We start from the raw sequence: 26,257 nt of genomic DNA, 5'->3' as shown, positions 1-26,257 counted from the left end.
TTATTCCCCGGAAGGCGCAGTGAAGGTGATCTCTTCAGTGGTTTTCGCCACTCCATCTACAGTACCGGTTACCGTGAAGGTTCCAGCTGCGTCTGATGTGAGTTTCACCGTTGCACCACCAGCTGATCCAGTCTGAGAACTGGCCGTGCTAAGCGTGCCACCTGTGGACGTCCACGCGACGGTTTTACCGGATACACCGGAGCCATTCAGCGTGTACTTTAGAGAAACAGTTACCGCGTCTGTGCTGTCAGCAGTTGCGGAGGTTTTATCCGCTGACAGCGTTACTCCCCCACCGCGGATTCCAGTTTGATCAGCACGCCTGCCGTAGATTTGTTGCTGGTGAAGTGTTTCTTCCAGTTGCCAGCAGTGCCGATGGCGGTCAGGTCAGGGTTATCACCTTTGGCGGTATCCCAGCTGTAGCCCAGCAGATCAACGTTCACCACGCCTTCAGCACGATAGCCAACCGCAAGGTTTTCCTGATCGTTGATATCGTAGGAACGGAAGCCCGGCGCCTGAGACTCGGTGACGGTAACCGCACCAGCCACCAGCCCAAGGATCGCATCAGCGTCCATGGTGTCGGTCACCAGCACAGGTTTACCCAGCGTGCCTGGCTGCCCGCCGTAAACCACCACGCCCGCTTCTTCGTAGATTTTGTTGGCAATCGCCTCATCAACAATGTCGAAGTAGGTGGCAGAGTGCATAACGAACAGGACCACGCGGTTAAACTTGTCCCCGTATTTGCGCAGGCCGCGTGTCAGGGTCTTTTTACCGTCGGTCTCAATATCGGCGGTTACGACCATGTCGGCGTTAGCACCAATCGCCGCAGTCAGCGCTTTCAGGCCGTATTTCACGTAGCCCTCCAGCGTTGCATCTGCGACATCCACGCCGATCACTTCGGAGAACTCATCAACGGAGCGGCCGCGGCGTTTAAAGGCCTCTTCCGTGGTTTCATATGGGCCGTATTTCCATGGCGCCTTAACGGATACCGCTTCACCGGCACCGATTTTTTTACCTGTGACTTTATCGACAGAGTTCACATTGCGCGATTCAATAGAGCCGCCCACCTTGTAGAACGCTCGCTTGCGGAAATCGCCTTCAATCAGCTCGTTATCCAGAAGGATCGCTCCGTTGGAGGACGCGTTGAAAATTGCCAAGTTGTCCTGGCGGCGCTCAAGGAAAGCGGTCTGCGCCAGGTCGTCATAAATAATCAGGTCGGTATTAACAGTGGTAGACATGGGTTAATCCCTTATTTCGGAAGTTTGAGGAAGGCCTGCTGGCCGTGTTTGCGGATGTAGTCCGCTTTATCGCTGGCGCTCATTTCGGAACGTTTGAGGCTGCCACCACTGTTTGGTTTGTGTCCGCCCGCGCCGGTACCTTCTGCGCGTGGGAACAGATGCGGAGCCGTCTCCTTAAGGGACTCCGCCCACTCAAGCGGGCTCAGTGGGGTTTTGCCGTCTTTACCGAACAGAACATCGCCATTTGCATCAACTGCTACGGCCTCGCCTTCGTCGTTGAGCTGGAATGTGCCTTTGGCACGCAGAATCAGATCGTCCGATGCTTCCGGCAGCGCGCCAGCTTTTGACGCTGCTGCACGGATTGCATCGCCCAGAACTCGATCCCGGAATTTGTTGGAGAACGCTTCGGCTTTGTCCGCGCGTTCATTTGCGGCTTTAATCTGCTTATCAACGTCAGCACGCAGACGCTCGGTGCGCTTATCGAGCACCTCATCGATTTTTCCGGCGGCAATCAGCTTTGCCTCTTCGTCGTCGGAAAAACGCTGGAGAATGCCGCGCACAGCGTCTGGATCGATACCTTCAAAGCGGGACAGGTTTTCTTTCTGCTGTTTAATGGTGCCCAGCAGTTCACTATTTTTCGTTTTGAGGCCAGTGACTTCGCTGGTCACGCGCTCATCAATCAGCTTCTGGATTTCAGGAGTGATTTCGATACCACCGCCACCGCCGCCCTCACCGCCGCTTTCAGGTGCGTAATATTTCAGAAGCATGTTTCGGATTAACATAATTTCCCCTCGGGATTTTGCCGGGCCTCGCCCATAAAAAAGCCCCGGCGGATGCCAGGGCGTGAAGTAAGATGTGATTATTAGTTGTCTGTGCCTGAGAGCTGCTTCAGACGTTCCAGGCTAATCCATTCGCCTTTGTCAGTGAACATATCAGCCAGGTCGATTTCACCCGCGCGGAACAGACGGCCACGCTCGGCACCCAGAACCTGATCCTGGCGTTGTGCCGACTGGCGTGCGAGCCATTCCAGATACGAGGTTTTCCCCGGTACCTGTCCATCCATGCTGGCACGAGTCCCCTCGTCCATCTCGTCGATATCGATGCCGAGTTCTCGCCATGACTTGAGGATCAGGGTTTCAGTAGAACGGCAGCAGAAATGAATCTTCCCGGGTCCCTGTAGATAAGGCACCTTATGCCCGACCGGTTTGTTATCGAGGGTGTAGCGCAGCAGGTCACGAATAATGCAGTCATGGCTTGTTTTATTGTCCAGCGTAGATAGCCACTGTTTACCTTTCACAATATCGCTGTTGGCACTGGTGAAGCTGTTGCGTGCTGTGGCAGCCAGATGATTCACGGCTGTTTTAGCGATGCTGGCGGCATTTGCCCTGCTTATCTGCAGTGCGCCGTCGCGATAATCTTTATTGGCGTGGCCGCGAACACTGCGCGCGATAGTCTCTACCGTGTCGCCGGCAAGATACCCCCGACGTACGGCATTCACGATCCGCGCCAGCCTGTCCGATTCCAGATTATCCGCCCACTCACTCAGCAGTCGCCCCTGAAAGGGCTGCGCCATCGCTGCGGCATACACCATATCGGCGGTGATGCCCTGCAGCGGGTAGTGAGACAGGACCTGTGATGGCAGAAGGGAATCGAACAGGCTCAGCTGATAACTGGCCTCGCTCTTTGCCAGCGCCACCAGCTCATTCTCGAGCCCTGACTGCATTGTGGCTACGGCCTGATGGTTAAGCTCGCGCACGCTGCCCAGTAAACTCTGCAAACGGCTAACGGTGAAGCTCTCAAGAGGCAATCTGTCCAGCGCATCGAGCAGACGTGCCGACAGGTCAGCATCCGTCTCGTTAAGCGACTTCACCATCCGGTTTGCCACGCCCGTAGCGTAGCGGCTAATCCAGACGGAATGAGCAATAGCCTCATCCCGCAGGCTTTCGTTCACGGTTGCCATATTAGCCCTCGGTCAGCGTTGGTGCCTGATTGCGAAGCGTATCAATAACCTCGTCAGGACTGTCGGCCGGGTCAATGAGATCGAGCTTCTGTAATGCTCGAATCATATCGCTATCGCGCAGCGCACCGGACTGCCAGGCATTGACGATTGCCGTCACCATGCCTGACTCGGCTACTTTCGCGATGAATTCCTGGTTGATCGTGTAGCTCGTCGATTCACCCTTGATGCCGAGATATTTTGCACACAAGCCAAGCGCCAGCGTGTAGGCCTCAGAAACGTTTGAAACGCAGATACCGAGCACGGATGTTGATGATGTTTGCTCACCGCTTGCCTGGGTGGCAGTCTTCGCCGTGGCGTTCTGCTCAATCAGGCGGGCGCCAAGCTGCACCATGTAATCGCGCTTGCTGTCCATGGCCTCTTTAGCCAGCATGTTGGGCTGCGCCTGGGCATAGCCAAACGAGCCCTCCTTGGGAAGCAAAAGCGGTGATCGGGAACCAATTTTCACGCCCTTCTTCTCGAGGTGATCGCGCCAGTTGGTATCAAGCCCGGTCATGTACGGCTGCACCTGGCCACAGAACCACACGCTGTCTTCATAGTCAGCACTGTTACGGTAATGACCGTGGTTTATTTCCACCAGCGCAGCCAGCGGAGAGTCATCAATAGTGGGATCGTTGTTCTGGGCGCCGACAAAGGTGAACGGGATTTCATCCCAGAAGTCATTTCCTTTCGGCTTAGGGTGGTACTCACTATCAACGGTGTAGGTTCCGCTTGCGGTGCCACCAGCCCGGCGCCATACGCGGCATATGAACCGCCCTTCTTCCAGCGCCAGCTCGCGGTACTGTATTTCATCCTTGTAAGCATAACCATCCGGCTCTTCTACGCATTCGCGCAGGACCACCAGCACCAGTTGATCGCGCCCGTTGATACGCTTCGTCCGCCAGTTAATGATGTTCTCTGCCGGGTAGCGAAGGATGATTGCTTCATCGGATTCTGCAGCGTAATCGACATAAAGCCCCTCACGCGCAACTTCCAGCACGTTCTCGGCCACCAGCTGTGACTGCTGATAGATGCTGGTTCCGGCCCCGTCAGCGTTGTCCAGCAGGTACTTCAGCTTGTCCGGACCGTTAAACGTGGGGTCCTTGCGATACGCCATCCCAAGCATGCCGATCTTCGTATTACCTGCAATGGCGTAGAACACCGCACGGCTTAGATAGTCCTCATTGCGCTTGCGATTGCGTGTGGATTTATCGGTTGGGTCGAGATAAGGCAGATACTTATTACCCGCCGCTTTTACGGCCTCAGCTCCTTTGCAGAAGTCCCTGTATTTCCTCCAGGCAGCAGAAGCCGCCCGGTGTTCTGGTCGAACCCAGGTGATGTCGTCGTTTGCCATATCAGAAAGTGGTATCCATGGTGATTGAGTATGCCGGTTTCACGATGGGGTAATCCTTCACGATGAAGTACCCACCAGCATCATTGGGGTGATCGTTATCAGCTGATTTGTCTGGTTCGCCATTGGCCGCCCAGATTTGCTGCTCGAGGCTCTCGGTGTAAACCGGGCAGTTCTGAACGTTCACCAGATAGCGGCGTTCTCCGTTGGCGTTGCAGAACATGGCGTTCATTGAGTTGATACGGTCTTTAACCGGCGGGTTGGCATCATCAACAATGACGCTAAACCCGGCATCATTAAGCTGGGCAATATCGGTCTTGCTGGCGTTCTGCGATTTGCGTGAGTCGCCAGAGGCATCCGGATAGATGTAAATCTCCCTGCTTTTAACGTAGCGACCATCCTCGTAGCGCCAGAACTCTTCCTGAATGCGCTTAATCATCGCCGGCGTGTCGTAGACCTTCACCAGCTCACGAACCGCACGCGGCAGACCGTTACGCTTAACGTGAACAATCGCGGCCATTTTTCCCACGTTGAAGTCCATACCAATGAACAGCGGATCCACATCCTGAATCTCGTCAGAACAGTTATTCAGTTTACGGTTGAATGTGTGGTAAATGGTCCCGCTATTAAGGTTCGTGAACTTCCCGCGCAGATACGCCTGAATCAGTTCATCTGGATAAGAGCTCAGCAGCGACGGGATGTAATCAGGTGGTAAATTCTTCGCATTGTCGAACGTGCTGGCCTGAATCAGACCGTACAGAGCAGAAAGCTCAGGTTTTTCACGCACCGCCTTTACGAACTGCTGGTAGACGAACTTGAACCCTTCCGGCGTTGTCGTTACGTCAATTCCATTTCTTAGACCGGGAATGTTGTAACGCATTCGAGCGATGATTTTTCGCCACGCCTGCTGCGCTTTGGCAGCTGCCATGACGTCCAGCTCATCCACCATCGCGTTACCGATTTTGAAACCGACTATCGAGCCGGGTTTCTCCATCGAGCGGCAGATTGTGGTCCCGCGGAATCGTCGCCCCTCGTAGAAGTGAACCTCTTTGTTCCCCTCGTTGATTTTGACGTTTAAGCCCCAGTCAAAGGCCACCTCTTCAATCGTCGGGTAGAAGATGTCACGAATCTGCGGGTACGTCGGCGCGAAATAACCCTGGTTTATTTTAGGGTGTTCCCACATCCCCTTACAGATGCCGCCACAACCCACCCACGTCTTACCGGAACCGAACCCGGCAACATAGGCTTTGAATTTGTGCTGCATCGCGAGGAAACGCGCCTGAGGAATGTTAAGTGTCGGGCTGATCCCCATCTTCCGCCCTCGCGTCCACTACGTTGATATTGATTTGAACTGGGGTTGGTTCGTCGTCGTCACTATCACCGGCCAGCTCTTTACGGAGTTTCTCAATCTCCAGCTGCCGGCGCTCGATTTCAATCTGCTGCAGGCGCTGGGCGAACTCGCTATCGGCCAGGCCAAGGCGCTTCATTACCGCTTCGAACATCCGCTCGCGGCTGATTGCTGTGATTTCGACGCCGTTTTTGCCAACCTTCACGCCGGAGTAAGCGAGCCGTGAGACTTGAGGGAGTTTCCGGGTGTCCGGGAAGTAAGGCTGGCCAATACCATCGCCGTTGCAGCGCGGGCATTCAGGGTTAGGCTCTCTGTTGTGGTCGTAGCCGTAACCGCCAGAATCTTCAGGTTCACGTCTGTCACGTTCAACAGCCTCGAGCCTCTTCTCTTCGAACTCAACTGCATCGCGCCACTGATACTGGTGACCGAAGCCCCAGCAGTAACGACACGCTCCGCGGCGATACTGCGAAAGCTGATTGGCATCGAAGGTAGCAAGCTGCCACATTTGCGCGAGCACTTCATCGGCACTACCAATCGTGCGCGCAATAGACGCTTTTTGCTGCTGCGCAATGGCCTGAGCAACGTTAGGATTCGCTATTAGCTGACGCCCGTAGTTTGGGTCACTATAACCAGCACGTGCAGCGGCTGCCGTGGCGTTATTGTCCTTCAGATATTCAGCAATAAAGCGCTTTACCTTCGCGCTAAGCATTATCTCCACCAGCTCTTCTGCGCTTTGTTCTTTCTGCGCAGTGCTCAATATCTTCTGCGCAGTTTGCGCTGAAGGCTTTTTGATGTATCGGCGCGCAGTCGCGTAGTTCAGTCCCTGCGCTTCACACCATTCTCTTGGTGATACGCCGGTTGCGGCATGTTCGGACAGGAACCGTTGCTGAAGCACGCCCCAGTCCGGTTTTGCCATAATGTTTAACCTTTATTAATGTTTCCAAAAAATGAGACGATAAATATTGAACCAATTGAAAGGAAAAAATATGAATCATCAACCTACTTCACGCCGAACAGTAGTAGAGCACTTGCTAGGTAAGTACCTTGTATGCGCTGGAGAGATCGACATGTTTATCACTATGTCTCAATCTTTCTTCACTGGTAAAAAAGTTAGTAACACTTGGTTAGATAAATCGCTAGCAGAAAAGCTGAAATGGTACAATGTGAATCTTGACCCAAATATTGGTGAACATGCCACCCTTTTGAGTCTTCTTAACATATTCGACACAACTCACCGCCTATTCAGAAATACTTTGGCGCATTCAGCTTTATCCTTAGATGAAACCGGTTCATTTAATGTTTTAGCAGCGAATGGATCTACAAACCCTATTCCCATTCAGGAATTACAAACAAGGGTAAATGATTTGATAAAACTTAAAGATGACATCAATGAAGCGTTACCATTAGCGTATTCGGCATCCAACAAACCGACCAACTAATTTTTTTAGACCTTCAAGTAATCTCAATGCCATCATTATCGACAACTTTATGATGATGGCAATAAATAACCGCCCTGAGGCGGTTAGAAATAATCGTTTAACTCAGGTGGGAAAACATACAACTCCTGAACTTTCATTAGAATTTGATCTCTTGTTGATTTCCCTTCTTCATAATTATCGAACATTTCTATGAATTCCAAGTAGGCCTTAGCGTATTTTTCTAACAAATTTCGCCTTAGTCGAGGATTCTGCTCCAAAGTCACTAGAAGTGACGACCAGCAAGCAACCGACGCATCAATGAGAGCGCGGAGGTCTTCTTTATGATATTCATCATAAGCCTTTGACCTCTGATGGGTTACAGTTCCGAAAGCTGAACTCAATCTCATAGTAAGATTAATTATCGATTTTTTCCATTCTCGTTTTGCTGTTTCAATAGCCTCATCCCTCCATGTTCGCAAAGCAAAGAATGCTACTATAGCGGTTATTAAACTGATGAATGCAGCGCCAGCTGAAACCACAACAGACCAAAACGCCCATCTTGCAGATTCGAACGCAGCGACCATTGAACCTACTGAAACTGGGTCTATCTCCATGTTTACACTATACCAATCAAAAAAGTAAGGGGAGAACATTATCACCAAACAAAATGATTTGTTTACAGCGTTTTTCCCTTTTTATTTGAATCCCTTCAGTCCTAGCTTATCTGAGGCACTGCCCTTTGATATAATCCTGCAAATAGCCAACCTGCTTCGTCACTGTGATAATTCGCTCTCTGAGGGTAAAATAATCCCGTTCAGCGGAGTCAGTAAGTCGGGGGCTGGTAGCATCGCCCAGGCCGCCGGTGTCGGCAGTTCCGTTCGCGGGACATCTCGCGTTGACGTGCAGCCCACACTTACCAGAGCTAACGCAACGCTGCAGATCTTCAAGCTGAGATTTCGCATCGGCTAACTCCTTCGTGTATTTAGCATCCAGTGCAGCGACATCTCGCTGCCGAGTCTGCATATCTTTGATGGTGGCATTCGCCAGGCTGAGTTTCTCAGTAGTCTTATCGCGCTGGTCTTTGTAGGTGATGGCGTTGCCGCGGTAGTGTTCAATCGCCCATGTCATGGAAACCAGCAGACAGATAACGACAGCGCAGATGATTGCTGTTAACCGGCTCATTTCTGGCCCCACTCGCAAACTTCACGCTCAATCTCACGCCGAGTGATCAGCCCCTTCCACTGCTTGCCACCGGCATATGTCCAGCGCTGCAGCTCTTTGCAGGCTCCCGGCACATCACCGGAGTTAAGCTTCTTCAGCAGCGTGGATCTGGCGAAAGCACCAGAGCCAACGTTATAGGCGAAGGAGTAAAGCGCGGCACGGGTAGGTTCAGGGATGCGAACCTTGATCAGCGGGTCGATGGAATTTGCCACCTTTCGCAGATCTGCCTTCAGTAGGTTGTCGCACTCTTTGTCGGTGTAGCGGTGACCGCGGCGAATGTCGGCACCGGTGTGCCCATCGCAAACAGTCCAGACACCAACGACATCCTGATAAGCGTAATATCGTCGCCCTTCCAGACCATCAGCATTACCCAGCATCACAGCTGCAATAGTGATTGCTCCGGAGCCGCCTAATATTGCACCCACCAGCTTATTTCTGAGTGTCGTATTCATCTTGGCTCCTGCTGCTGCGGTTATCTTCGCGGATCTTGAAATAGAGATTTGTCAGGTACGTCAGTACAGCAACGATGATACCCACCAGCACACCGATAGCATTCCACTGCTCGGGACTGAAGGCATTCAGTATGCTGTTGAGGATGCTGCCGAATGAAGCACCGTAAGCAACACCCGTGGTTAATTTATCCATGCGATACATACTCTCACCTCGCGATATTAGCGGGTGCTATGCTGGAGAATAAAAAAACCCGCTCTTTTAAAGCGGGCAAATGAGTGACTATTAGTAAGTAAGGTAGGTAGTCGTGAGTTTTGCTAACTGACCAGAGTGAGACAGTATCGGGCTGATTCACAATGGTTCAGGAGAACCATCAGGCAGTTACCTTCAACACACATTTCAAGCGTAGCAGCATTTTGCAAATTCATAAAAAGAGCCTGCTTTTTAGGCACACTTTCAAGGAGTTTGAAACTGTATTGTTGCTATCATGGCACCGGGTACTTCCCGGTGCCCTTACCCCAGTCAGCAAAGACGTGTGCATACCTGCAGAGAGAAGTTGACTGGAACGCACCTTCAATTAACAGATAATTCATCGCATCCACTCTATTCGGAGAATTCAAGCACATAGCCTGTTAATTATTTCACCATAAACATTCATAGCCTAATGGCGCTTAAAAAACACCATTTATTTGCATCCTTAGTTTCCATCTTATAAAAATTTATCTTGGAAGGTGATCTTTAGGACCTTCCCATTCAAAAGAATTGAAAACTTCTTGAATTACTAATTGCAATTTATGTAATGATTCAGCCGATATATCAACTTCACCATAGTGTCCATCTGCCATGGTGCATCCAAATTTGGAACCGAATAAGTTATTAAGCATCAGCGCACCTTGAGGAGCATTAATAAACCCATTATCTAATGGTTTTAATTCTAAAGGTTTAGGTATTCGGCCTGCGCCAAGTCCACGAGCTCTATCTTCAAGATGCTGGGCAGAATTTCTTACAGCTCGTAAATCAGGGAAATCTTTTCCAATTTGGGCATGTAAATCTCGAATTTTGTGGGGGGAACCAGGTTCTTCGGATAAAACTTTCAGAAACTTGTCGATAGTATCCATCGCATACAGAAAAGATTTAGCATGCAAAAAGATAAACTGATGCTGGTGATTCAAAGGAATACTACCGCGTCCCCACTTTTCTCTTTTTAATCGAACTTCAGCTTCAAACCTTACAACATCTTGATTTTCATAAGGTTGATAACCAAACTCCTCACGTACCTGTTGCTCTAAGATTTGTCGTCTTTGGAAATCACTTGTCCACTGTTCGTGTGATGAAGCATCGCGATGCGATTGAGAGTTTCTTTCATGCTCAAAAAAATTTAACGAAATATTTGCGTCATAGAAAGCAGTTTCCAAATGCCTTAGCAGGCTCTCAAATTTCCAAGCAAACTCTCTATCTTCAGACTTAATACGGCTGCCCGGTTTTACCAATTCAAAAATGTACATTTGCTCGACCCTCAATAAGGTAATCAAGCAATTGTATTACATATCGATGGAACTCATCTATTTTTGAGTTCACAAAAAACCGCGCAGAAGCGTGTATGATATGGTGTAGGCGTAATAACCCACGTTGGAAAGCATACGGGACACTTTTATGCAAAGTCAACACTTACGTGCAAAAAAGTGTCGCCATTTGTTCCGATCACATTAGCAAGCTGTTGCCTTCTCGAATTCTTTAGCAGCGTGACGCTCACCCTGGAGCAGCGTGTCCACCAGCAGTTCAAAGAATGGTTTCCAGTTACGCGACCATGAGGATTGATGCAGGTCCGGGAGACGCTTCAGAATGGCACGGTGTACCGTCGCCGAGGAGATAGCAGAGAAGCCATTACCAGAGCACCGTTCACAAGTTTTGAAAACCGGCGCGCCGCGGTCTTTAGTCGCTTTGCGGTCCAACACTTCGCCTTTACCACCACACCTGCACCGGGCAAGGATCACTTTCTTCCCTCCGCATGTTCTGCAAACCCTTTTCACCAGCTCATTTTTAATCTTCGGGGCCACCACTTCGGCACCGTCGGCGTCGAAAATACCAGGATGTTTAACCACATCCTCATTCTCGGAGATAAACCCGGTACCACTGCAACTGTGACACGTCACGCTGGTAGCCGCAGAACGTGAGTAATCAGCAAAGGCAAATTGTGCCAGCATCTGCATACACCATCCGAACTGCTCACCAGCTGCTTTGCGAACATTCTTCGGTGCGACATCTATCGCATATCGCGCCAGCGCTTGAACTGCGAGCTGTTCATCCGTTTTGCTGATTCCCGCTTTACCGAAGAAGGCAGCCAAGCCGAATCGCGCACGACTGCTGGTGGTACCAATGGCCACCATTACATCGGTGCCGTTGAGGCGATCCGGAGAAGTACTTTTTACACTATCGCTGATGTGCATTCCCTGAGGGCTGAAGTGTTTTAATGTTGATTCTAGTTTCATGTGCCCCTCTGCTTCGATTCAATTCTGATGTAATTACGGAAGATGCGATAATCCACCAGCACCGATCCCCGGTAGCGGTAAATTCGAAGGCGCTGCCAGCGCGCGCGGATTACCTCAAGCGTTTCTGGCTTCATGTGGCCTCCCCGATGATAATTTGCCCGGTTTCTCCCCAGATTTTCGTAACCCGCCCATCCCAGACATGGCTATCCTCGTCAAACACTGCATCCAGCAGAGCTTTTTCCAGATTGTCTTTGTCCGGCTTTTGTTGATGAGGCCGGCCAACATATTGCGCCCGCTTCGTCTTACTCCAGCTCTTTGGCATGGGGATAACGAACGTGAGGTGATATCCAGATTCTGGCAGGCAGATGCCCAGCAACCGTACCTGTTCTTTGTATGCCCAGTAAGCTGCTGTTGCTGGCCGTTTATGCCATCGATCACGCTGAGTCATTCGGGGTTTGCCAATCGGCGTAATTTCGTAAATTTTCATGCGGGCACCACCAGCCCGCGGCGGGCAACTTCAATCACTGTCAGAACAATCGCGCGGTCCATAAGCTGCCGGCGCTCTTCCCTGTTCCGCTTATTCCCGTTATCAATGCTGTCATGACAGCAAACGCAGAGCGCAGCTGTCGCACAGTCATCGGTTTTTAATCCCATGCCTTTCCCTTCGTTCCTGTGTGCCACCTGCGTTCCCCATGCTCCACAAAGAACACAACGCTCGATCTGCCCGACGGCGGCGAGCCATTTTTTGCTGCGATTAATAGCCACGCTCACCCCCATATCCGGTTTTGCCAGCGACTATCCGGGTGCGCTGGTGTGTTAGATGTCGGAAGGAATGCACTGACAGTCCATGTCACGTAATCCTGATTAAGGCTACGCTCAACTCGTACCCCGCGAGCTTTGTAACGCTTAACCAGTTCGTCGGCCTGTTCGGTGCTGCAGTCGGTATGATGAAACCAGGTATTTTTCATGGCCATCACCCCGCAAAGCCAAGCAGCTGCGCGGCGACATTTTCTGCCTCATCACGACTGCGGAATGAACGGGACAGGATCCAGCGCCAGAGGACATCGAGCGCAGCTTTATAGAGTTGCTGAAACTCGAGCTCGTCCATGTTAGCGAATGAGATGCTACGAGGATGCTTTTTGAGTGTGCCGTCAGGCAGCTGAATGGCATCAAAGTGCCCTGCTTCGACGATCACCCAAGAGCGGTAAGCGTCAAAGGATTTGCACAGGCTAATGCCATTTGTGACCCGGCGGTATGCAACCTGCTCAAGATAATGCTCAGCAGCATCGATCAGCGCGCCCTCATTGCCGGCATACGAAGCTAGGAACTTGGCGTAGCCAGTAATCAGCTTCCTCTCGTTACTCGAGATAGCCCCGCCGGTTGGTTCCCAGTATTCAAAACCGAGATTGAGAAGCGCGAAAAAGCGCCGGTGAAATGCCGGGTTTCGGACCCGTCTGAACTCGGCAACAAGAACATCGCCGAGTCGGGTTTTTGATTGCAGGATATAGCTGGTCTCGGGCGTAGCCGGGATCAGTATTCCTAAATGGTGTTTGATAAGTTGTAATTCTAGCGCCATGGTTCTCTCCGTGGCGCATCAGGTATAGGTTGTTCAGGCCTATGAAAGAATAATATCAGACGGTGGTGTAATTCGGTACCCCAGTCGTTTTGCAAATTGCATAAACCCGTTGAGAGTGAATATTTCTTCCTCTTCGAGCAACGGTCGTAATGAAACTATTCCATTTACTCGATAAACCAGATATCTGCCCTCAGCCGGGAAGCTATAGATAACTGCTTTATCGGCCCTTCTGACCACGTCGTACCATTGATCATCTGCATTAAAGGCATCTGCACTACACACTATTTCCCCCAGAGCGACTTATTGACGCGGTAAACAGTAATCGGGAACAGCCAGGGGAACGCAAACAGCGATACTCTTTGAAACTGCTCCAGTGAAATTCACGCGATTAATAAAACCACTCGTCGGCGCTTTCCCAGGTCTCCTGCACGATTTGCTCAACCTCTTTCTTGTCGCCCCCGAAAACACTCAGACCATCATTGCTGTCACGCTTGATCGTTAGCTGACAATTATCAAACTGCTTGCTGAGCCTTTTGAGCAGTTCTGACTCTAGTGCAGGTATAGCTCCATCAGGAAGTTTCTTCATGCGATCAATGGCTAACTCGATTTTCATTTTTCCCTCCGCAATGAACACCTGTATGCATATACAGTATATTTATAAACGTATCTTACGGATTTTGCAACGATTAAAGAGTGTTAGAAGGATGAAGCGCTTCCAAGCTTGCAGGTATCGGTTTTAAGAACGATTTGGGACAGATCTCAGATTTGGTGGTCTACACAATAGTTATGTTGAATAGATTTCAGAGGAGTTTAGTGCAGTTTCACTACTAAATTGTGGTTTCGATATGAGATTTATAAAATGAAAATTCGTAAAGGCTATTATGGAGCTTGCTGTTACTAAGCAACAAATTTGTCAGCAAGCTCTAAAACGACATGAAACATTACCAGTGCGTAATGTAATCCAACCGGTTATCGAAATTTACTGAGATGCAGGCACTTTATCATCCTGACGGAAAGCCTCGATCCCGACTTTCTGACCAAAAGAAAGTTCAAGTGTGTTACCATCAGGATCAGCGAAGAAGACATAATAACCTACCGGTTCGCCTGCCTGAACCGGTTCTTTTCGCAAGATGCCTTCCATTCTGGCCATCGCTACCTTATTGTCGATTTCTTCAATGCTTGAACAAGCTACTCCCAAGTGACCGAAATTACCTAGAGGGGTGTCAGTAACAGCATCAACCTGAACAAGGACAAGTGCAAAAGGGCGAGTTCGGTCACTTAACCACGCGACTTTACGTGCCTCCGGAAGGTCAGGCTCTCGCCTGTGTACGACTTCCATGCCAGCATAACGGCTGTAGAAATCAATACTTTTTTCCAAATTTCTAACAACAAACGCAACGTGCGTAAAACCTACATCAATATCTTTCATTAGGCTAATCCTTTGACTATCTCCAGAGTCGCCATCTTAAAAACTCAAGTTAACTTGAGGTCAAGAGCTTTTCAATCTATGCTTTTGCTGGATTTCTTGCACGTATTGTTCAATGCCGTTCAGGGTTGCGGCGTATGCTAACTCCAGCTAAATGAAGATTTAGCCTGCTACGCAAAGAAAAAAGAACTCAGTTGAGATGCGGTAAACGGAGCAGGCTTAAATAGTTGGTCTCATTTTCGCTCACACATCCCCTTACCCTCCTACCAGCTTTCATCCAATCATATTTGGCTTTTAAAGCTCAGCTGGTATCGAGCAGTCAGCGATACTTACGCAGCAAACGTGCCGCGCAATTTGGTTTTCCAGTAAGTCACACAAGCGCCTCGTCATTACCCGAAGCGGCTTATCACGTGAAGGTAGTTTTTACAGTCATACAAAGGCTGGAATGCCAGCTTTGTGCCAAAAGCGGACATACCTATAGCAATGAATTAAATTATTTATCAGCTACTCCATTTTCATTTTTTATCTCTTCTCTGAGCACCTCAATCAGCTCCTTCAGCCCTTGTGGAACCCGCCGGTGACCGGGATAGTAAAGATACATAGGCTCTTCAACGGGCGCCCATTCCGGGAGCACAATCCTCAGACTGCCGTCACGAATGTGGTCACGAACCCTGTCTTCAAGGCAGTAGGCAATGCCGGCGCCAGACAGTGCCAGTTCAATGGCCAGTGCAGTTTCACTCACGCAGATCTGTCCCCTTACGTCGATCACGCGATAGTCTTCTCCTTTACGGAATTCCCATTTGTAAATAACGCCCTGTCCGGTGCGCAGCTGAATGCACTCATGCAGGCGCAGGTCTTCAGGTACGGCAGGAAGGGTGTGCTGATAAAGATAGCGTGGGGATGCAACTGCTACCCATCTGAGCTCACCCCCCAGCCGGACTGCAACGAGATCTTCAGGAACAGTTCCACCAAAGCGGATACCGGCATCAAATCCCTCCTGAATGATGTCGACCATCCTGTCATCAACGCAGATTTCAATTTCCATTTCCGGGTACTTGCTGATAAAGCGAGGAAGATGTCTGGAGATGATGAGGCGGGCACCATCACTCAACACGTTAAGCCTGAGCCTTCCCACTGGCCGATCGCGCATACTGTTGATTTCCTCTAACGCGTCGCCTATTTCTTTAAAGCCGGTTTCCAGGCGCAGCGCAAGGCTCGCGCCCGCTTCAGTGGGAGAGACAGTACGGCTTGTTCTGTTCAGCAACCTGACGCCCAGGCGTGTCTCGAGATTGCGTATGGTATGGCTCAGGGCAGAGGTAGTAATACCGAGTTCTATGGCGGCTTTGGTAAAGCTGCGCATTTTTTCGGTTACAAGAAAAGCGTTGAGCTCGGCTAGATCGCTTCGGGTAAGCGTGGCAGAAAGTCGGGTTGGCATGGCGTTAGACCGTTGAGTTAAATTCAATGCAATGTGAAAAATTATTGTAAGAAAACGTACCGCAGGAATGGTAAGTTTAGATTCATTCAACGATACGTTGCAAACTGACGTCACATAAAACTAAAAGGTTTACCATTCACCGGGAGATCGCCGCGTGTTTCATATCTGGACAATCATTCCAGCGCTTTATGTGCTGTTTCGCTTTATCAGACCGCTACCCGCTCCATTTTCAGTAAAATTTGTTGTCGCAGGCGTAATGCTCGTCGCCTCGGAGTTTCATCTCCTTACGAAATTTTTTACGGGGAATATGTTTTCCCCTGAGATACCAAGACCGCTGATGTTACTTACTACCTGGTTATTCGGCATGACCATATTTATGGCTGTCCTGCTTTTATTGCGTGACATAGTCGGAATGGTACACCGTCTGCTGTCAGGTCGCTGGTTGAAATGGCATTCAGCTTTCTGGTTTATTCTGCCTGCAGCGGCAGCCATCTTTACAACACAGGCACTGAAAAATGGCACAGCCACTCCTGAAGTGAAAAACGTAGCCTTAACGCTCAAGGGGCTACCCTCGCACTTTGAAGGCTACCGGATTGTCCAGTTGACGGACCTGCACGCCAGCAGACTTCTGCCGCGCAACTGGATACAGGATGTTGTTACCCGAACCCGCTCGTTAGATGCGGATATGATCGTTATTACCGGCGATATGATTGATGGCTGGCCGGATGCGCGTTTCTCCGATATTGAGCCGCTTGGCCAGTTGCGGGCTAAAGACGGCGTTTTTGCCGTAACGGGTAATCATGAATACTATTTTGGAGCTGAAGACTGGATCCAGACATTTGAAAAACTGGGTCTTCACTTTCTAAATAATGACGGATACCGCGTTAGCCACAACGGCGACTCGCTGTATCTGGCGGGTGTGACCGATGCCGTTGCGCCATCCTACGGTCTGCCTGGCCCTGACCTGGCCGAGGCTCTTAAGTCTTCCCGCTCTGGTGAAACCGTGATCCTTCTTGACCACAGACCAGAAAATGCCAGAGTAGCCGCAGAAAAAGGGGTTGCCCTTCAGCTCTCCGGGCATACACATGGTGGCATGATCGCAGGGCTGGACAGCCTGATTGCGCCTGCCAATAACGGTTTCGTGTCCGGACTTTATAAAGAAGGCTCCATGTCGCTTTACGTCAGCAACGGATCCGGTATCTGGAATGGCTTCCCTTTCCGGCTGGGAAAACCTGCTGAAATAACGCTAATTACACTTCATGGTGAAACCAGCAACAAAATCGTTGAGAAATAATCAACGTTGCTGGCGAAAGGATTCATCATTAACCCTAAATAAGGGCTTATAGTTTACTTCAGTTCAATATACCACTGCCTGTTGCCGTTCTTTCCGGTACGTTGTCATCCTAAGCTGTACCTGGCTGAGAGCCGTTGCCCGACAGGTACCGGTTCTTCTTTTTTTGCATCCGGCAGCTGGAACGATCGGGAGTTAAAATCAATGTCTGAACAAATGCTTTCACGCCAGGATGAGCGTGTTCACCCCCCTGTGGGTCTTTTCCCCGCCATGCTTGCACTGGGCGCCGGGGGATTGTGCATCGGTACGGGAGAGTTCGCACCGATGAGTCTTCTGCCGGACCTGGCGCAGGGTACCGGCGTTTCCATACCTGCAGCTGGAGCCTATATCAGCGCCTATGCTGCGGGCGTTGTGTTCGGTGCTCCGGCGATCGCGGTGCTTGGCGCGCGGCAGGGCCGTAAAACTCTGCTACTGATACTGTTAATCATAGCGCTTGCCGGCTATGCCCTTAGCGCACTGGCTACAGGCTATAACTCCATGCTGGCAGCGCGCTTTATTTCCGGCATGCCTCACGGTGCCTGGTATGGTGTATCGGCGCTCGTGGCGGCTTCGATGGTGTCGCCACAGCATAGAGCCCGTTATATCGGTTACGTTATGCTGGGACTTGCCGTAGCAAACATTGCCGGCGTCCCGCTTGTCACATGGGCAGGGCAGGTGCTGGGCTGGAGAATTTCCTTCTGGATGGTAGCTACGGGTCTGGTGCTGACGGGCATAATGGTGCTGCTTTTTGTTCCTTCCTTAGTGGCGAACAGATCCGCTTCACCGCTGAAGGAACTTGGCGCGCTGAAGAGTCCCAGGATTCTGATGACGTTTGCCGTCGCTTCAGTCAGCTTTGCCGGCATGTTTGCCGTATACAGTTTTATCACCCCGGCACTGACGGAAGCGGCCGGATTTTCAATTTCATCCGTGCCGTGGATCCTGGTTCTCTGGGGAGCCGGCATGGTTACCGGCAACATTATCGGGGGCAGACTGGCAGACATTGCGCTGATCCCTTCGATATTTGGCATCATCGCCTGGAATATCGTTTTTCTGGGACTGTTTTCCCTTACGGGAACGCTGCAAATTCCGGTACTCATCGTGCTGTTTATGCTGGGATGCGGGTTTTCTCTCGTACCGGCACTTCAGGCGCATATGATGAACATTGCCGGTGAAGCTCAAACTCTCGCCTCCTCACTTACCCACAGCGCGTTTAATATTTCCAATGCGCTTGGCGCAGCTGCAGGCGGTTTCGTCATCGTTTCGGGAGGAAGCTGGATCTCTACAGGATGGGTAGGCGCTGCTTTTTCCCTCCTGGCACTTATTCTTATGTTCATATCGGTACGCATTACTGACGGGAGCAAATCATGAACGATAAAGTCATCTGTGCGGATAGCGTTGCCGTAATAACCGGTGCGGCAAAAGGAATCGGTGCTGCAGCGGCAAGGGCGCTGGCACTAAAAGGTATGAAACTTTGCCTTTTTGACCGGAACAGACAGGCGCTCGCGCAGCTGGCCGGTGAACTGGAGGCTCAAACGCTAATCGTCACTGGCGATGTCACACGAGATGAAGACCTGCGTCAGCTCAAGGACACCGTTTACAGCGCCTGGGGAAAAGTGAATCTTCTGTTAAATAATGCCGGCGTGAAAATAGCCGCCGGCGCCTGTGATTCACCCACTCTCTGGCGACAGCAGCTGGAGGTAAACCTGCTTTCTATGGTTGCCACGCAGCATATTTTTCTACCAGAAATGTTAAAAATGGAAGATAAAGGTGCAATTGTTAATCTGGGCTCGAAGGAGGGTATTACCACTCCGCCTGGGTTCGCGGCCTATAATGCCTCAAAGGCAGCCGTAAAGGTGCTGACAGAGCAACTGTCTCATCAGCTTCTTAAGGAAACCGGTACCAGGCTCACTGCTCATCTTCTGGTGCCTGGCTATACCTGGACCGATATGAACGATCCTGGCATGGATGAGCACAGCGGTAACAAGCCCGATGAAGCGTGGACGGCCGCCCAGGTAATCGATTATTTCCTCCCGCGCTTTGAACGCGGTGATTTCTATATCATCTGCCCTGACAACGCCGTTACCAGCGAAATGGATGCCAAGCGCATCATGTGGGCCGCCCGGGATATGCTGGACAACCGTCCTGCACTGTCGCGCTGGCACCCTGACTGGAAGACGGCTTTTGAACAGTGGATGAAAAGCTGAGATGTTGACGGCAGCCTGCACAGAGGCAGGTTGCCGGGATAACAGGAACTTACAGAGGCCAGAGCGATGCCGCTTAGTGAAGAATTAATTCAATATCAAGCTGTGGAAAAAACCTTTACGGGTGTACTAGTTCGAGATTCAATGAATGCAACGCTTCCCGGAATTCTTCTTGCCCCGAATATGATGGGTACCGCAGCATCAAGCATTGAACATGCACGCACTATTGCAAAAAAAGGCTACGTTGTGCTCGTTGCCGATCTGTACGGCCATCTGCCTGATTCTGCAGAGGAGGCTGCTAACTGTATGCATTCTGTCAAAGACTCGCCGGCCGAGCGGCTCATACTTAACGCCGCGCTGGTGCGACTGGCGGAACTCCGGTACGTAAATGCTGATAAGCTCGCTGCCGTAGGGTTCTGCTATGGTGGGCATTGCGTGCTCGAGCTGGCGCGCAGCGGAGCGCCTCTGGCTCTCACGGCGTGTTTTCACGGTACACTTGATACGCAGATCCCTGCTGAAAAAGGGAATATCAGAGGCAAGATCGCTGTATTAAACGGGGCCGACGATCCTTTTGTAACTGGTGAGCAGATACAAGCTTTCGCCGGTGAAATGGCGTCCTGCGGATGTGATTTTCAGCTGACGAGTTATGCCGGCGCGGTTCACTCTTTTACCTATCCCAGGGCCGATGTTCCGGGTAAAACGCATTACAACGAGGCCGTCAGCAACCATGCTTTTGGTATTGTATTTACCCTGTTGAAAGAGGCGCTGGGCTGATGCCCGGCGCCGTGCGGATTTACTTTTTCGTGGCAGAATTGGGTTCAGAAATGATGCGGTGACGCTGAGCTTTGTGCGATTCACTCATCATTCTGTTCATTACCTCGCCCTCATATTCGGCATACTCGCTGCCGTAGACAAATTCATGCCCTGTCATCAGGGCATACCAAGCGCGTTTGGCCACTTCTTTCGGATCATCCTTTTTCATGGATCCTACCGTCGTACTTGCCTGTCCTGCATTTTTGAAGAAATTGGTTTCCGTTGCCCCGGGCATCAAAAGCGTCATCGATAAACCGCTTCCCATCAACTCGTTACGTATGGCGTAAAAGAAGGAGTTGACGAAAGCCTTCGACGCCCCGTAAACCGCTTCAAAAGGTATCGGTGCCGAGCCGGACAAGGAGGAGGTGATAAGAACGTGCCCGTTGCCCTTTTCAACAAGCCGCGGAATAAATATTTTAGAAAGATGGACCACAGCATCAACGTTAAGCCGGATTAACCTGAGCTCTTTTTCAAGATCGGTACCACCAATAAAGGCGCCGCCGAGGCCCTGACCGGCATTGATGACCAGCGCACTGAGGTCTAAACCGGCCGTATCCATTCTGGCCTGCAGGTCAGTTATCTGATCATACTCACTCAGGTCGGCACTGAATGCGTGTACGTTAACTGAGAAGTGTTTTTGCAGATGTTCGCGTGTGGCTGATAGCTTTTTTTCATCCCGGGCCACGATGGCAAGATCGTATCCGTTAGCCGCAAATTCTTCCGCAAGCGCCAGGCCGATACCGTTACTTGCGCCGGTTATGAGAGCCAGTTTTTTCTCACTCATATAATTCTCCAGTTAAAAGGGGCTACCCGGCCCTATACAGGCCGGTAACAAAGGGATTATCAGACGCTGTCGGTCCAGCGGTGAGCCGGACGGTAACCCAGGACGCGCATTGCCTTTTCGCTGCTCAGCACCGATTCATTGCCTGCAAATTGTTTACGCTGCTCAACGTCAGGGTAGTAGCGGTCGAGAAGCTCCTGTGTAGGGGTTCGCATGCAGGTGACATCGCTGGTAATAAAGAACTCATCTTTACCGCTGACGTCATATTCGAGGGCTCTTTCAATCGCCTGGGCAACGTCCCGGACGTCAACGTAGGTCCACATATTCCATAACCTGACGGCCGGATCGTCCTGCCAGCTTTCAAACTGGGCGTATTCTTCCGGTTCCATAACATTAGAAAGCCGGAGACAGGTAATGCGCATATCAGGGTTATTAAGGCAGAACTGGCGGGCCAATTCTTCACCCAGCACTTTCGTCAGCGCGTAAATGCTAATCCCCCGTGCCGGGTAGTGTTCATCAACCGGAACATAGGGGGGCTCCCACTTATCGTAAGGCACGCCGGTAGGAACCTCGCTCGATGACCAGATGATATTTTTAATCCCCAGGCGCCTGGATGCCTCAAATACGTTGAAGGTGGCCAGCATATTGTTTCTGAACTCGTCAGAATCGGGGATCATCCGGGGATGGGGGATACTGGCGAGGTGAACTACGGCATCAAAGGCTGCAGGTTCGGGTCGTGAATAGACGTCTTCCCCGATGGAGGAAAGGGCATCAAGCGTTGCGCCAAAATCCTCTAAATCCGCAATCATCGCCGGATGTTCGCTGGTTAACGGTTCTTTCTTATCAATGAGGAACAGCTCATACCCTGCTTTTTCAAGCCACTCTACTGTGACCCTGCCAATTTTCCCTGACGCACCGGTAATGGCTATACGTTTTTTTACTGACATACTTCGTCCTTATGGTTGAGGTGCAAATCAACCTTAAGTTTTGACGACAACAGAAAATAAGCGATGAGACTGTCTAAAAGCTACGGTTACTTTAATTCATCAATCTAAGTTTTTTTCCATAACAGGCGGAATCCATCAATCGGCAAGGGTGCTTACAATAAGGCTTCATAACTGAATGTCCGCTCTTCGCTCATAGCGGACCATTTCTTTCCTATGCCCTTCCTTCAGCCTTCATCCGCTCGTATTTGGCTTTGAGACGCTCTGCAGGTGTCGGTCCCTTCGACGATACTGGTGCTGCCAACGCTCTACGGACAGGCGGAATCGGCTTCCCGGCCAGCACCCGCTTTTCCCACACATCCAGAATGTCACTGGCTTCACGCTCGAGTTCTTTAAGACTCAACTGACCATTTGTTCCACGGCGCCGCAGTTCAAGGCAAATGTGGTAATAAACCGCCTTTGGCCACGGATATAGCTCGCTGCTCGGGTACCTATAAACCAGCTTCCTCCACTTCCAGTATTCAGCCATGACGTCAGCAGTGGTGATCCCCAGCACGCAGCGCCCTTCCCTGCACCACTTGATGAACTGGCCTGGCGAAGGCAGAAATGGACGCTCCTGTCGGCGTACCATGCGCATGCCGGCTTCGACCTGCGCCATGGTTGTGATCCCGTTTTCTTTAAAGGCCAGCACCCATTGCCGGCGGATCTCGTTCACGTCTTCCTGGCTGCGATTAACCAGGCTTGCCGGGAACGCGGCCGCCAGCTGTACGAACAGCCCGTTGATAATCTGAGCCACCTGCTGCGTTTGTTCGCGTTCGGTGTACTGCTCAGGCATGTTGTGCGCTACCCGGCAAGCCTGTTCCCGGTCAAAATCGCGAATGCTCTCTGCGAGGTTTTTCATTCCAGCACCCCTTCAATCCAGTCGGTATTATGCAGGTCGATGCCGCTCCGGGATGGCTTTGCCGTTCCGGTTGCACGCAGCCGCTTGGTAGTGAGCTGATCCCACTGTTTGCGCAGACTCGAGGGGCTCAGGATGTTGTCCTTCCAGAACTCGTCCCGGTTGGCCCACTGGAACAGGTCACAGATTTCGTAGTGAGTACGCTTGTCCTGGACACGCATCAGCCTGATGGTGTTTGCCCATTCAGCCCAGTTGGGTTCGGATAGCGAGGCGTTGACCGTAAGAAGCCTGTCGTAAATCCAGCGAGCGGCCTTGAGGTCATCAGCGGATCCCCATGATTTACCTGCAGGGGTGTATATCCCGGCGGCAGCTTCTGGATGGCGTGAGAGAAACTGTTGAGTTTTCTGGTTTCGGGATTCGTCAGAATTCCGAGACGAGGATCTTTTAATATTGTTCTTGTTATAGTCTTGGGTGTCTACCGTTTCCGGGAAGGTTTTTCCCGTTTTCGGTAACACTTTTCCCGATTTCGGGAAGACTTTTCCCGTTTTCGGCTTGTCTAAAATCCAGGCAGAAAGGTCAGTATTTATACCGACCGTTTTCATCACGCCCTGCTTCTGATTGAAGATAATTTTGCGTTCTGCGAGCGATTTGAGCGCATCAGAAACATGCGAATCACTCAATCCTGTAAGTTCGGCGATCACCGTGTTCGTAACGCGGTCCTGTTTCTTGTTCCAGCCGTAGGTAAGCCAGATCACCGCCTCAAAACATTGCCACTCCCGGCCTGACATTCTCAGACGAGGCTTAAGCTGTTGGATCTCGTTAGCGACCTTGGTATACCCGTTCGACAGGTCGGCCATACGACCTCCCGGTTGTTCGGTTCTGTGGGGGAAATTGATAATTTCAGCTGTGTTTGACATACTTAGCTCCGCAATTACACTCCGTTTTTGCACCTGAAAGCCGTTGGTGTTCGAGCACCGCGGCTTTCGCCTTTTCTGAAGTCTTCACATTGCCCCCAGCATGGTTGTGACCATCGCCAGCAGCGGTGCCGTAAGGTCCGGATCGACACGGAACATCTCAAAAATCCCCTCGCCTAACTCCTTCAGCTTTTCCTTCTTCGGTGCATCGAGCATCAGAGCTTGCTTCGCCTCACTCACTTCTTTTTCCAACCTGGCCATCCGGTAGGCAAACGAGTCGTTCTTTACGACACGGTCGCGGTACCGAATCGGTAATACAGACATGATCGCAGGCACAAGCTGTTCGACGTTCTTTCGGTAAGATGCGGAGTCTTCTTTGTTGTCGAGCCAGCGGAACAGCTTCACGTTCCAGACATCGGCCTGACCTGAGAAATCCACTCCATCAAGTTGAAATTCTTCCGCCGCTTCCTGGATTTGAAGTGCAACAGCTACGCGCCCTTCTGCCGCCGCCCAAGCTCGTACCGCTGAGCAGAGATCACGATGAGCAATATCCTGCGCTGTAGATTCGCTTTGATGACACTGGAATATCAGAGGATTAGAGGAAGCTCTGCTACTCTGTTGAAATGAAACAGTTTGCATAGTTAAGGCTCCTGTTTAGGTAAGCCGTCTGTTGGGTTTGGGTAGAGATCAGGGCGAAGCTCGTGGGGAGTTACGCCAGTCGTGTTGTATATTTGGAGCACTCTTTCTGCCGGTACAACTCCCTTGTAGCGGTTTTTCCAACGACTTATAGACATTGGTTTTATTCCCAACATATTTGCTAGCTTTGTAGCAGTACCAACAATCTGGATAGCTTTAGTTAAACCGTTCATTGCGATCTCCATTCAAAATGACAAACAAATTAAGCCTGGGACTTACTTAAAAGTCAAGCTCAAGGCGAATTTCCAAGTTTAAGCAAAAGACTTATTCTTCTAACTATGAAAGAGAAAACCTTACTTAATCCGACACTTGTCGAGCGCCTTACAGAACTGAATGGGCGTGGTATGAGCAAATCAGATATGGCGAGGATTGCTGGAGTAACTCCGCAATCTGTAAATGGCTGGTTCAAAAAAGGGGTGATTAGCAAAAAATCGGCTCTAGCTGTAGCTGACGCTGCTGGTGTCTCTGTGCCATGGCTACTCGGTGAAGACGTTAATGAGAAAAATGGACTGAAGGCTGACGAGCAACGCCTGTTAGAACTTTACAGGCAACTCCCTGAAGAAGAACAAAAGAATATGCTTCGTATTTTTGCGCTTAGACTTAAAGAATTAGATGAGCTCTATGAGAAGTACATCAAAGGGCGTATCCGAACGAGTGAAGATTAGGTCTTCAAGCATGGCTTGCATGTTCAGCAGGATAAACCTTGCTTATGAAGTGGTGTCGTTTCGGGTGAGTAAGATTGTAATATCATTCCATTTGTAAGAGATTGTAAGAATCACTTGGTATTGAAGTTAGTGTTTGGTAATCAATNNTTTAACTTAAGGAAGAATTGCATGACAGCAGAAATAGCAGTTTTCAATAGATCTGGGGTAGCCCTCGCGGCAGATTCAGCAGTAACTACGACGAATGGATTTTCAGAAAAAATCTACAATAACGCTGATAAACTCTTCGAACTTTCCAAGGATCATCCAGTTGCAGTAATGATCTATAATAATGCTGTATTATGTCACGCTCCCTGGGAAGTTCTTATTAAAGCCTACCGTAAAACTTTAACTTCAACCCCCTTAAAAACAATAAAAGAATATAGCGATAGTTTTTTCTCTTTTATTGAGAACTGCAACAATATAATTACATCTGAAATGCAAAGTGAATATTTCAAACAATTATATAGAAATGCAATTTTACCCGACATTCTAAATAAAGTTCAAAACGAAGATGTAACTGCTTTCTTACAATCACAAAACACTTTCCCCTCAAATGATCAATACCAGCAGTTTATAGAAAACAGAGCAAATACGCTTTCATCAAAGATAAATCAAAATAGTTTTTATAAAGACTTTGATAACAATGACTTAGTGCTAGCAAGGCAGTTTGCATCACAATTTATTGTTGAAATTTGTAGTCAGTGTATAGTTCCAATTAATGTAAATGGCCAACCCCCGTACCTACAATCCTTGCTAGATTCATTGATTGAGTTGTTTGCTCTTTACACATGTAAAGAAAGTGACCTTGAGACCTATTCAGGAATAGTAATTGCTGGTTACGGGGATGATGAATATTATCCTGCCATTCAGTCTCATCATATTTATGGCTTATTCAATAAAAAAGTGATGAGACCAGTTAACACACATCAAAATAACGCTGACAGCTGTAGTGGAATAATGCCTTTTGCGCAAGATGATGAGGTACATACATTCATGAAAGGATGTAGCAAAGGTATTATTAATTGCGTAAA

Annotated in this window: 34 protein-coding genes; 7 read left to right on the top strand and 27 right to left on the bottom strand. The window is 50.1% G+C overall.

Annotated elements, in window-relative coordinates; translation table 11 throughout:
• From INF73_RS21590 to INF73_RS21560, 7 genes are all read right to left on the bottom strand, one after another.
• A complete protein-coding gene (locus INF73_RS21590; protein ID WP_218834434.1) occupies positions 1–279 on the bottom strand; it encodes an Ig-like domain-containing protein in 279 nt (92 codons plus the stop codon).
• Between the two features lie 2 nt (positions 280–281).
• On the bottom strand, positions 282–1,235 hold the full coding sequence (locus tag INF73_RS21585) for a major capsid protein (RefSeq protein ID WP_193542464.1): 954 nt from the start codon (positions 1,233–1,235) through the stop codon (positions 282–284).
• A gap of 11 nt (positions 1,236–1,246) precedes the next feature.
• Positions 1,247–2,017, bottom strand: a complete 771-nt coding sequence (locus INF73_RS21580) for a hypothetical protein (protein WP_193542466.1) — start codon at positions 2,015–2,017, stop codon at positions 1,247–1,249.
• An 80-nt stretch (positions 2,018–2,097) separates the two neighbouring features.
• Complete coding sequence (locus INF73_RS21575) at positions 2,098–3,195, bottom strand: hypothetical protein (RefSeq protein WP_193542468.1); 1,098 nt, start codon at positions 3,193–3,195, stop codon at positions 2,098–2,100.
• 1 nt (position 3,196) lies between these two features.
• A complete protein-coding gene (locus INF73_RS21570; protein ID WP_193542470.1) occupies positions 3,197–4,585 on the bottom strand; it encodes a DUF4055 domain-containing protein in 1,389 nt (462 codons plus the stop codon).
• Between the two features lies 1 nt (position 4,586).
• Positions 4,587–5,894 (bottom strand): terminase large subunit domain-containing protein, encoded by a 1,308-nt coding sequence (locus tag INF73_RS21565; RefSeq protein WP_193542472.1) that lies wholly within the window; start codon positions 5,892–5,894, stop codon positions 4,587–4,589.
• Entirely contained in the window at positions 5,872–6,846 is a 975-nt protein-coding gene (locus tag INF73_RS21560; protein ID WP_193542474.1) for a terminase small subunit, read from the bottom strand. The genes INF73_RS21565 and INF73_RS21560 overlap by 23 nt, the downstream gene beginning before the upstream one ends.
• A 70-nt stretch (positions 6,847–6,916) precedes the next feature.
• Here INF73_RS21560 and INF73_RS21555 point away from each other — a divergent pair, with 70 nt between their 5' ends.
• Positions 6,917–7,369 carry a hypothetical protein gene (locus INF73_RS21555; RefSeq protein ID WP_193542476.1) on the top strand — a complete coding sequence of 151 codons (453 nt, stop codon included), beginning with the start codon at positions 6,917–6,919 and terminating at the stop codon, positions 7,367–7,369.
• An 83-nt stretch (positions 7,370–7,452) separates the two neighbouring features.
• On the opposite strand, the gene INF73_RS21550 is transcribed toward INF73_RS21555, so the two are convergent.
• The 14 genes from INF73_RS21550 to INF73_RS21490 all read right to left on the bottom strand — a co-directional run bounded on the left by INF73_RS21550 (position 7,453) and on the right by INF73_RS21490 (position 15,945).
• Positions 7,453–7,932, bottom strand: a complete 480-nt coding sequence (locus INF73_RS21550) for a hypothetical protein (RefSeq protein ID WP_106504038.1) — start codon at positions 7,930–7,932, stop codon at positions 7,453–7,455.
• Between the two features lie 136 nt (positions 7,933–8,068).
• On the bottom strand, positions 8,069–8,530 hold the full coding sequence (locus INF73_RS21545) for a lysis protein (protein ID WP_193542478.1): 462 nt from the start codon (positions 8,528–8,530) through the stop codon (positions 8,069–8,071).
• Positions 8,527–9,021 carry a lysozyme gene (locus INF73_RS21540; protein ID WP_193542480.1) on the bottom strand — a complete coding sequence of 165 codons (495 nt, stop codon included), beginning with the start codon at positions 9,019–9,021 and terminating at the stop codon, positions 8,527–8,529. The genes INF73_RS21545 and INF73_RS21540 overlap by 4 nt, the downstream gene beginning before the upstream one ends.
• The gene (locus tag INF73_RS21535) at positions 8,999–9,223 is read right to left on the bottom strand and encodes a class II holin family protein (protein ID WP_095451517.1); all 225 of its coding nucleotides are present in this window, start codon (positions 9,221–9,223) and stop codon (positions 8,999–9,001) included. Before INF73_RS21535 ends, INF73_RS21540 begins: the two co-directional genes overlap by 23 nt.
• Positions 9,224–9,738: 515 nt before the next feature.
• Positions 9,739–10,524 (bottom strand): hypothetical protein, encoded by a 786-nt coding sequence (locus INF73_RS21530; protein WP_193547317.1) that lies wholly within the window; start codon positions 10,522–10,524, stop codon positions 9,739–9,741.
• A 201-nt stretch (positions 10,525–10,725) separates the two neighbouring features.
• Entirely contained in the window at positions 10,726–11,508 is a 783-nt protein-coding gene (locus tag INF73_RS21525; protein WP_193542481.1) for an antitermination protein, read from the bottom strand.
• Positions 11,505–11,642: a YlcG family protein gene (locus tag INF73_RS21520; protein ID WP_095451515.1), complete on the bottom strand. Its 138-nt coding sequence runs from the start codon at positions 11,640–11,642 to the stop codon at positions 11,505–11,507. The genes INF73_RS21525 and INF73_RS21520 overlap by 4 nt, the downstream gene beginning before the upstream one ends.
• Positions 11,639–11,995, bottom strand: coding sequence for a RusA family crossover junction endodeoxyribonuclease (locus INF73_RS21515; RefSeq protein ID WP_193542483.1), 357 nt, complete (start codon positions 11,993–11,995; stop codon positions 11,639–11,641). Before INF73_RS21515 ends, INF73_RS21520 begins: the two co-directional genes overlap by 4 nt.
• A complete protein-coding gene (locus tag INF73_RS21510) occupies positions 11,992–12,285 on the bottom strand; it encodes a hypothetical protein (protein ID WP_193542485.1) in 294 nt (97 codons plus the stop codon). Before INF73_RS21510 ends, INF73_RS21515 begins: the two co-directional genes overlap by 4 nt.
• The gene (locus INF73_RS22175) at positions 12,276–12,482 is read right to left on the bottom strand and encodes a hypothetical protein (protein WP_227413070.1); all 207 of its coding nucleotides are present in this window, start codon (positions 12,480–12,482) and stop codon (positions 12,276–12,278) included. Before INF73_RS22175 ends, INF73_RS21510 begins: the two co-directional genes overlap by 10 nt.
• Positions 12,482–13,084 carry a DUF1367 family protein gene (locus INF73_RS21505; RefSeq protein WP_193542487.1) on the bottom strand — a complete coding sequence of 201 codons (603 nt, stop codon included), beginning with the start codon at positions 13,082–13,084 and terminating at the stop codon, positions 12,482–12,484. Before INF73_RS21505 ends, INF73_RS22175 begins: the two co-directional genes overlap by 1 nt.
• A 388-nt stretch (positions 13,085–13,472) precedes the next feature.
• On the bottom strand, positions 13,473–13,697 hold the full coding sequence (locus tag INF73_RS21500) for a DinI family protein (protein WP_022651294.1): 225 nt from the start codon (positions 13,695–13,697) through the stop codon (positions 13,473–13,475).
• Positions 13,698–14,063: 366 nt separating this feature from the next.
• Positions 14,064–14,513 carry a VOC family protein gene (locus tag INF73_RS21495; RefSeq protein ID WP_193542489.1) on the bottom strand — a complete coding sequence of 150 codons (450 nt, stop codon included), beginning with the start codon at positions 14,511–14,513 and terminating at the stop codon, positions 14,064–14,066.
• Positions 14,514–15,003: 490 nt separating this feature from the next.
• The gene (locus INF73_RS21490) at positions 15,004–15,945 is read right to left on the bottom strand and encodes a LysR family transcriptional regulator (RefSeq protein WP_193542491.1); all 942 of its coding nucleotides are present in this window, start codon (positions 15,943–15,945) and stop codon (positions 15,004–15,006) included.
• A 154-nt stretch (positions 15,946–16,099) separates the two neighbouring features.
• Between INF73_RS21490 and INF73_RS21485 the strand changes: the two genes are divergently transcribed.
• The 4 genes from INF73_RS21485 (at position 16,100) to INF73_RS21470 (ending at position 20,250) form a co-directional block, all read left to right on the top strand.
• A complete protein-coding gene (locus tag INF73_RS21485; protein WP_193542493.1) occupies positions 16,100–17,239 on the top strand; it encodes a metallophosphoesterase in 1,140 nt (379 codons plus the stop codon).
• A 201-nt stretch (positions 17,240–17,440) separates the two neighbouring features.
• Positions 17,441–18,643: an MFS transporter gene (locus INF73_RS21480; protein ID WP_193542494.1), complete on the top strand. Its 1,203-nt coding sequence runs from the start codon at positions 17,441–17,443 to the stop codon at positions 18,641–18,643.
• Positions 18,640–19,479, top strand: coding sequence for an SDR family oxidoreductase (locus INF73_RS21475; RefSeq protein WP_193542496.1), 840 nt, complete (start codon positions 18,640–18,642; stop codon positions 19,477–19,479). The genes INF73_RS21480 and INF73_RS21475 overlap by 4 nt, the downstream gene beginning before the upstream one ends.
• Before the next feature lie 66 nt (positions 19,480–19,545).
• Positions 19,546–20,250, top strand: a complete 705-nt coding sequence (locus INF73_RS21470) for a dienelactone hydrolase family protein (RefSeq protein ID WP_190269370.1) — start codon at positions 19,546–19,548, stop codon at positions 20,248–20,250.
• 19 nt (positions 20,251–20,269) lie between these two features.
• Here INF73_RS21470 and INF73_RS21465 read toward each other — a convergent pair whose 3' ends face one another.
• The 6 genes from INF73_RS21465 to INF73_RS21440 all read right to left on the bottom strand — a co-directional run bounded on the left by INF73_RS21465 (position 20,270) and on the right by INF73_RS21440 (position 24,695).
• A complete protein-coding gene (locus INF73_RS21465) occupies positions 20,270–21,073 on the bottom strand; it encodes an SDR family oxidoreductase (protein ID WP_193542498.1) in 804 nt (267 codons plus the stop codon).
• Positions 21,074–21,132: 59 nt separating this feature from the next.
• Positions 21,133–22,017, bottom strand: a complete 885-nt coding sequence (locus INF73_RS21460) for an NAD(P)-dependent oxidoreductase (protein ID WP_193542500.1) — start codon at positions 22,015–22,017, stop codon at positions 21,133–21,135.
• A 211-nt stretch (positions 22,018–22,228) separates the two neighbouring features.
• Positions 22,229–22,915: a replication protein P gene (locus INF73_RS21455; protein ID WP_063444233.1), complete on the bottom strand. Its 687-nt coding sequence runs from the start codon at positions 22,913–22,915 to the stop codon at positions 22,229–22,231.
• On the bottom strand, positions 22,912–23,829 hold the full coding sequence (locus INF73_RS21450; protein WP_193542502.1) for a replication protein: 918 nt from the start codon (positions 23,827–23,829) through the stop codon (positions 22,912–22,914). The genes INF73_RS21455 and INF73_RS21450 overlap by 4 nt, the downstream gene beginning before the upstream one ends.
• Positions 23,830–23,913: 84 nt before the next feature.
• Positions 23,914–24,465 carry a toxin YdaT family protein gene (locus INF73_RS21445; protein ID WP_193542504.1) on the bottom strand — a complete coding sequence of 184 codons (552 nt, stop codon included), beginning with the start codon at positions 24,463–24,465 and terminating at the stop codon, positions 23,914–23,916.
• Positions 24,466–24,467: 2 nt separating this feature from the next.
• Positions 24,468–24,695 (bottom strand): YdaS family helix-turn-helix protein, encoded by a 228-nt coding sequence (locus tag INF73_RS21440; RefSeq protein WP_193542505.1) that lies wholly within the window; start codon positions 24,693–24,695, stop codon positions 24,468–24,470.
• Positions 24,696–24,800: 105 nt separating this feature from the next.
• Here INF73_RS21440 and INF73_RS21435 point away from each other — a divergent pair, with 105 nt between their 5' ends.
• Positions 24,801–25,187, top strand: coding sequence for a helix-turn-helix domain-containing protein (locus INF73_RS21435; RefSeq protein WP_111965839.1), 387 nt, complete (start codon positions 24,801–24,803; stop codon positions 25,185–25,187).
• Between the two features lie 168 nt (positions 25,188–25,355).
• The coding region (locus tag INF73_RS21430) for a hypothetical protein (RefSeq protein ID WP_193547316.1) at positions 25,356–26,257 on the top strand (902 nt) is incomplete at its 3' end.

Origin of the sequence: Enterobacter cloacae complex sp. P6RS, from assembly GCF_014982245.1 — a bacterium.
GTDB lineage: Bacteria > Pseudomonadota > Gammaproteobacteria > Enterobacterales > Enterobacteriaceae > Enterobacter > Enterobacter bugandensis.
The sequence above is the reverse complement of the archived record's forward strand: the minus strand, read 5'-3'. Positions and strand labels throughout refer to the sequence as shown.

What these genes read in the sequence shown, in the direction of transcription:
- INF73_RS21585 (WP_193542464.1), bottom strand. Translation starts at nt 1,235, where the DNA reads ATGTCTACCACTGTTAATACCGACCTGATTATTTATGACGACCTGGCG.
- INF73_RS21580 (WP_193542466.1), bottom strand. Translation starts at nt 2,017, where the DNA reads ATGTTAATCCGAAACATGCTTCTGAAATATTACGCACCTGAAAGCGGC.
- INF73_RS21575 (WP_193542468.1), bottom strand. Translation starts at nt 3,195, where the DNA reads ATGGCAACCGTGAACGAAAGCCTGCGGGATGAGGCTATTGCTCATTCC.
- INF73_RS21570 (WP_193542470.1), bottom strand. Translation starts at nt 4,585, where the DNA reads ATGGCAAACGACGACATCACCTGGGTTCGACCAGAACACCGGGCGGCT.
- INF73_RS21565 (WP_193542472.1), bottom strand. Translation starts at nt 5,894, where the DNA reads ATGGGGATCAGCCCGACACTTAACATTCCTCAGGCGCGTTTCCTCGCG.
- INF73_RS21560 (WP_193542474.1), bottom strand. Translation starts at nt 6,846, where the DNA reads ATGGCAAAACCGGACTGGGGCGTGCTTCAGCAACGGTTCCTGTCCGAA.
- INF73_RS21555 (WP_193542476.1), top strand. Translation starts at nt 6,917, where the DNA reads ATGAATCATCAACCTACTTCACGCCGAACAGTAGTAGAGCACTTGCTA.
- INF73_RS21550 (WP_106504038.1), bottom strand. Translation starts at nt 7,932, where the DNA reads ATGGTCGCTGCGTTCGAATCTGCAAGATGGGCGTTTTGGTCTGTTGTG.
- INF73_RS21545 (WP_193542478.1), bottom strand. Translation starts at nt 8,530, where the DNA reads ATGAGCCGGTTAACAGCAATCATCTGCGCTGTCGTTATCTGTCTGCTG.
- INF73_RS21540 (WP_193542480.1), bottom strand. Translation starts at nt 9,021, where the DNA reads ATGAATACGACACTCAGAAATAAGCTGGTGGGTGCAATATTAGGCGGC.
- INF73_RS21535 (WP_095451517.1), bottom strand. Translation starts at nt 9,223, where the DNA reads ATGTATCGCATGGATAAATTAACCACGGGTGTTGCTTACGGTGCTTCA.
- INF73_RS21530 (WP_193547317.1), bottom strand. Translation starts at nt 10,524, where the DNA reads ATGTACATTTTTGAATTGGTAAAACCGGGCAGCCGTATTAAGTCTGAA.
- INF73_RS21525 (WP_193542481.1), bottom strand. Translation starts at nt 11,508, where the DNA reads ATGAAACTAGAATCAACATTAAAACACTTCAGCCCTCAGGGAATGCAC.
- INF73_RS21520 (WP_095451515.1), bottom strand. Translation starts at nt 11,642, where the DNA reads ATGAAGCCAGAAACGCTTGAGGTAATCCGCGCGCGCTGGCAGCGCCTT.
- INF73_RS21515 (WP_193542483.1), bottom strand. Translation starts at nt 11,995, where the DNA reads ATGAAAATTTACGAAATTACGCCGATTGGCAAACCCCGAATGACTCAG.
- INF73_RS21510 (WP_193542485.1), bottom strand. Translation starts at nt 12,285, where the DNA reads ATGGGGGTGAGCGTGGCTATTAATCGCAGCAAAAAATGGCTCGCCGCC.
- INF73_RS22175 (WP_227413070.1), bottom strand. Translation starts at nt 12,482, where the DNA reads ATGGCCATGAAAAATACCTGGTTTCATCATACCGACTGCAGCACCGAA.
- INF73_RS21505 (WP_193542487.1), bottom strand. Translation starts at nt 13,084, where the DNA reads ATGGCGCTAGAATTACAACTTATCAAACACCATTTAGGAATACTGATC.
- INF73_RS21500 (WP_022651294.1), bottom strand. Translation starts at nt 13,697, where the DNA reads ATGAAAATCGAGTTAGCCATTGATCGCATGAAGAAACTTCCTGATGGA.
- INF73_RS21495 (WP_193542489.1), bottom strand. Translation starts at nt 14,513, where the DNA reads ATGAAAGATATTGATGTAGGTTTTACGCACGTTGCGTTTGTTGTTAGA.
- INF73_RS21490 (WP_193542491.1), bottom strand. Translation starts at nt 15,945, where the DNA reads ATGCCAACCCGACTTTCTGCCACGCTTACCCGAAGCGATCTAGCCGAG.
- INF73_RS21480 (WP_193542494.1), top strand. Translation starts at nt 17,441, where the DNA reads ATGTCTGAACAAATGCTTTCACGCCAGGATGAGCGTGTTCACCCCCCT.
- INF73_RS21475 (WP_193542496.1), top strand. Translation starts at nt 18,640, where the DNA reads ATGAACGATAAAGTCATCTGTGCGGATAGCGTTGCCGTAATAACCGGT.
- INF73_RS21470 (WP_190269370.1), top strand. Translation starts at nt 19,546, where the DNA reads ATGCCGCTTAGTGAAGAATTAATTCAATATCAAGCTGTGGAAAAAACC.
- INF73_RS21465 (WP_193542498.1), bottom strand. Translation starts at nt 21,073, where the DNA reads ATGAGTGAGAAAAAACTGGCTCTCATAACCGGCGCAAGTAACGGTATC.
- INF73_RS21460 (WP_193542500.1), bottom strand. Translation starts at nt 22,017, where the DNA reads ATGTCAGTAAAAAAACGTATAGCCATTACCGGTGCGTCAGGGAAAATT.
- INF73_RS21455 (WP_063444233.1), bottom strand. Translation starts at nt 22,915, where the DNA reads ATGAAAAACCTCGCAGAGAGCATTCGCGATTTTGACCGGGAACAGGCT.
- INF73_RS21450 (WP_193542502.1), bottom strand. Translation starts at nt 23,829, where the DNA reads ATGTCAAACACAGCTGAAATTATCAATTTCCCCCACAGAACCGAACAA.
- INF73_RS21445 (WP_193542504.1), bottom strand. Translation starts at nt 24,465, where the DNA reads ATGCAAACTGTTTCATTTCAACAGAGTAGCAGAGCTTCCTCTAATCCT.
- INF73_RS21440 (WP_193542505.1), bottom strand. Translation starts at nt 24,695, where the DNA reads ATGAACGGTTTAACTAAAGCTATCCAGATTGTTGGTACTGCTACAAAG.
- INF73_RS21435 (WP_111965839.1), top strand. Translation starts at nt 24,801, where the DNA reads ATGAAAGAGAAAACCTTACTTAATCCGACACTTGTCGAGCGCCTTACA.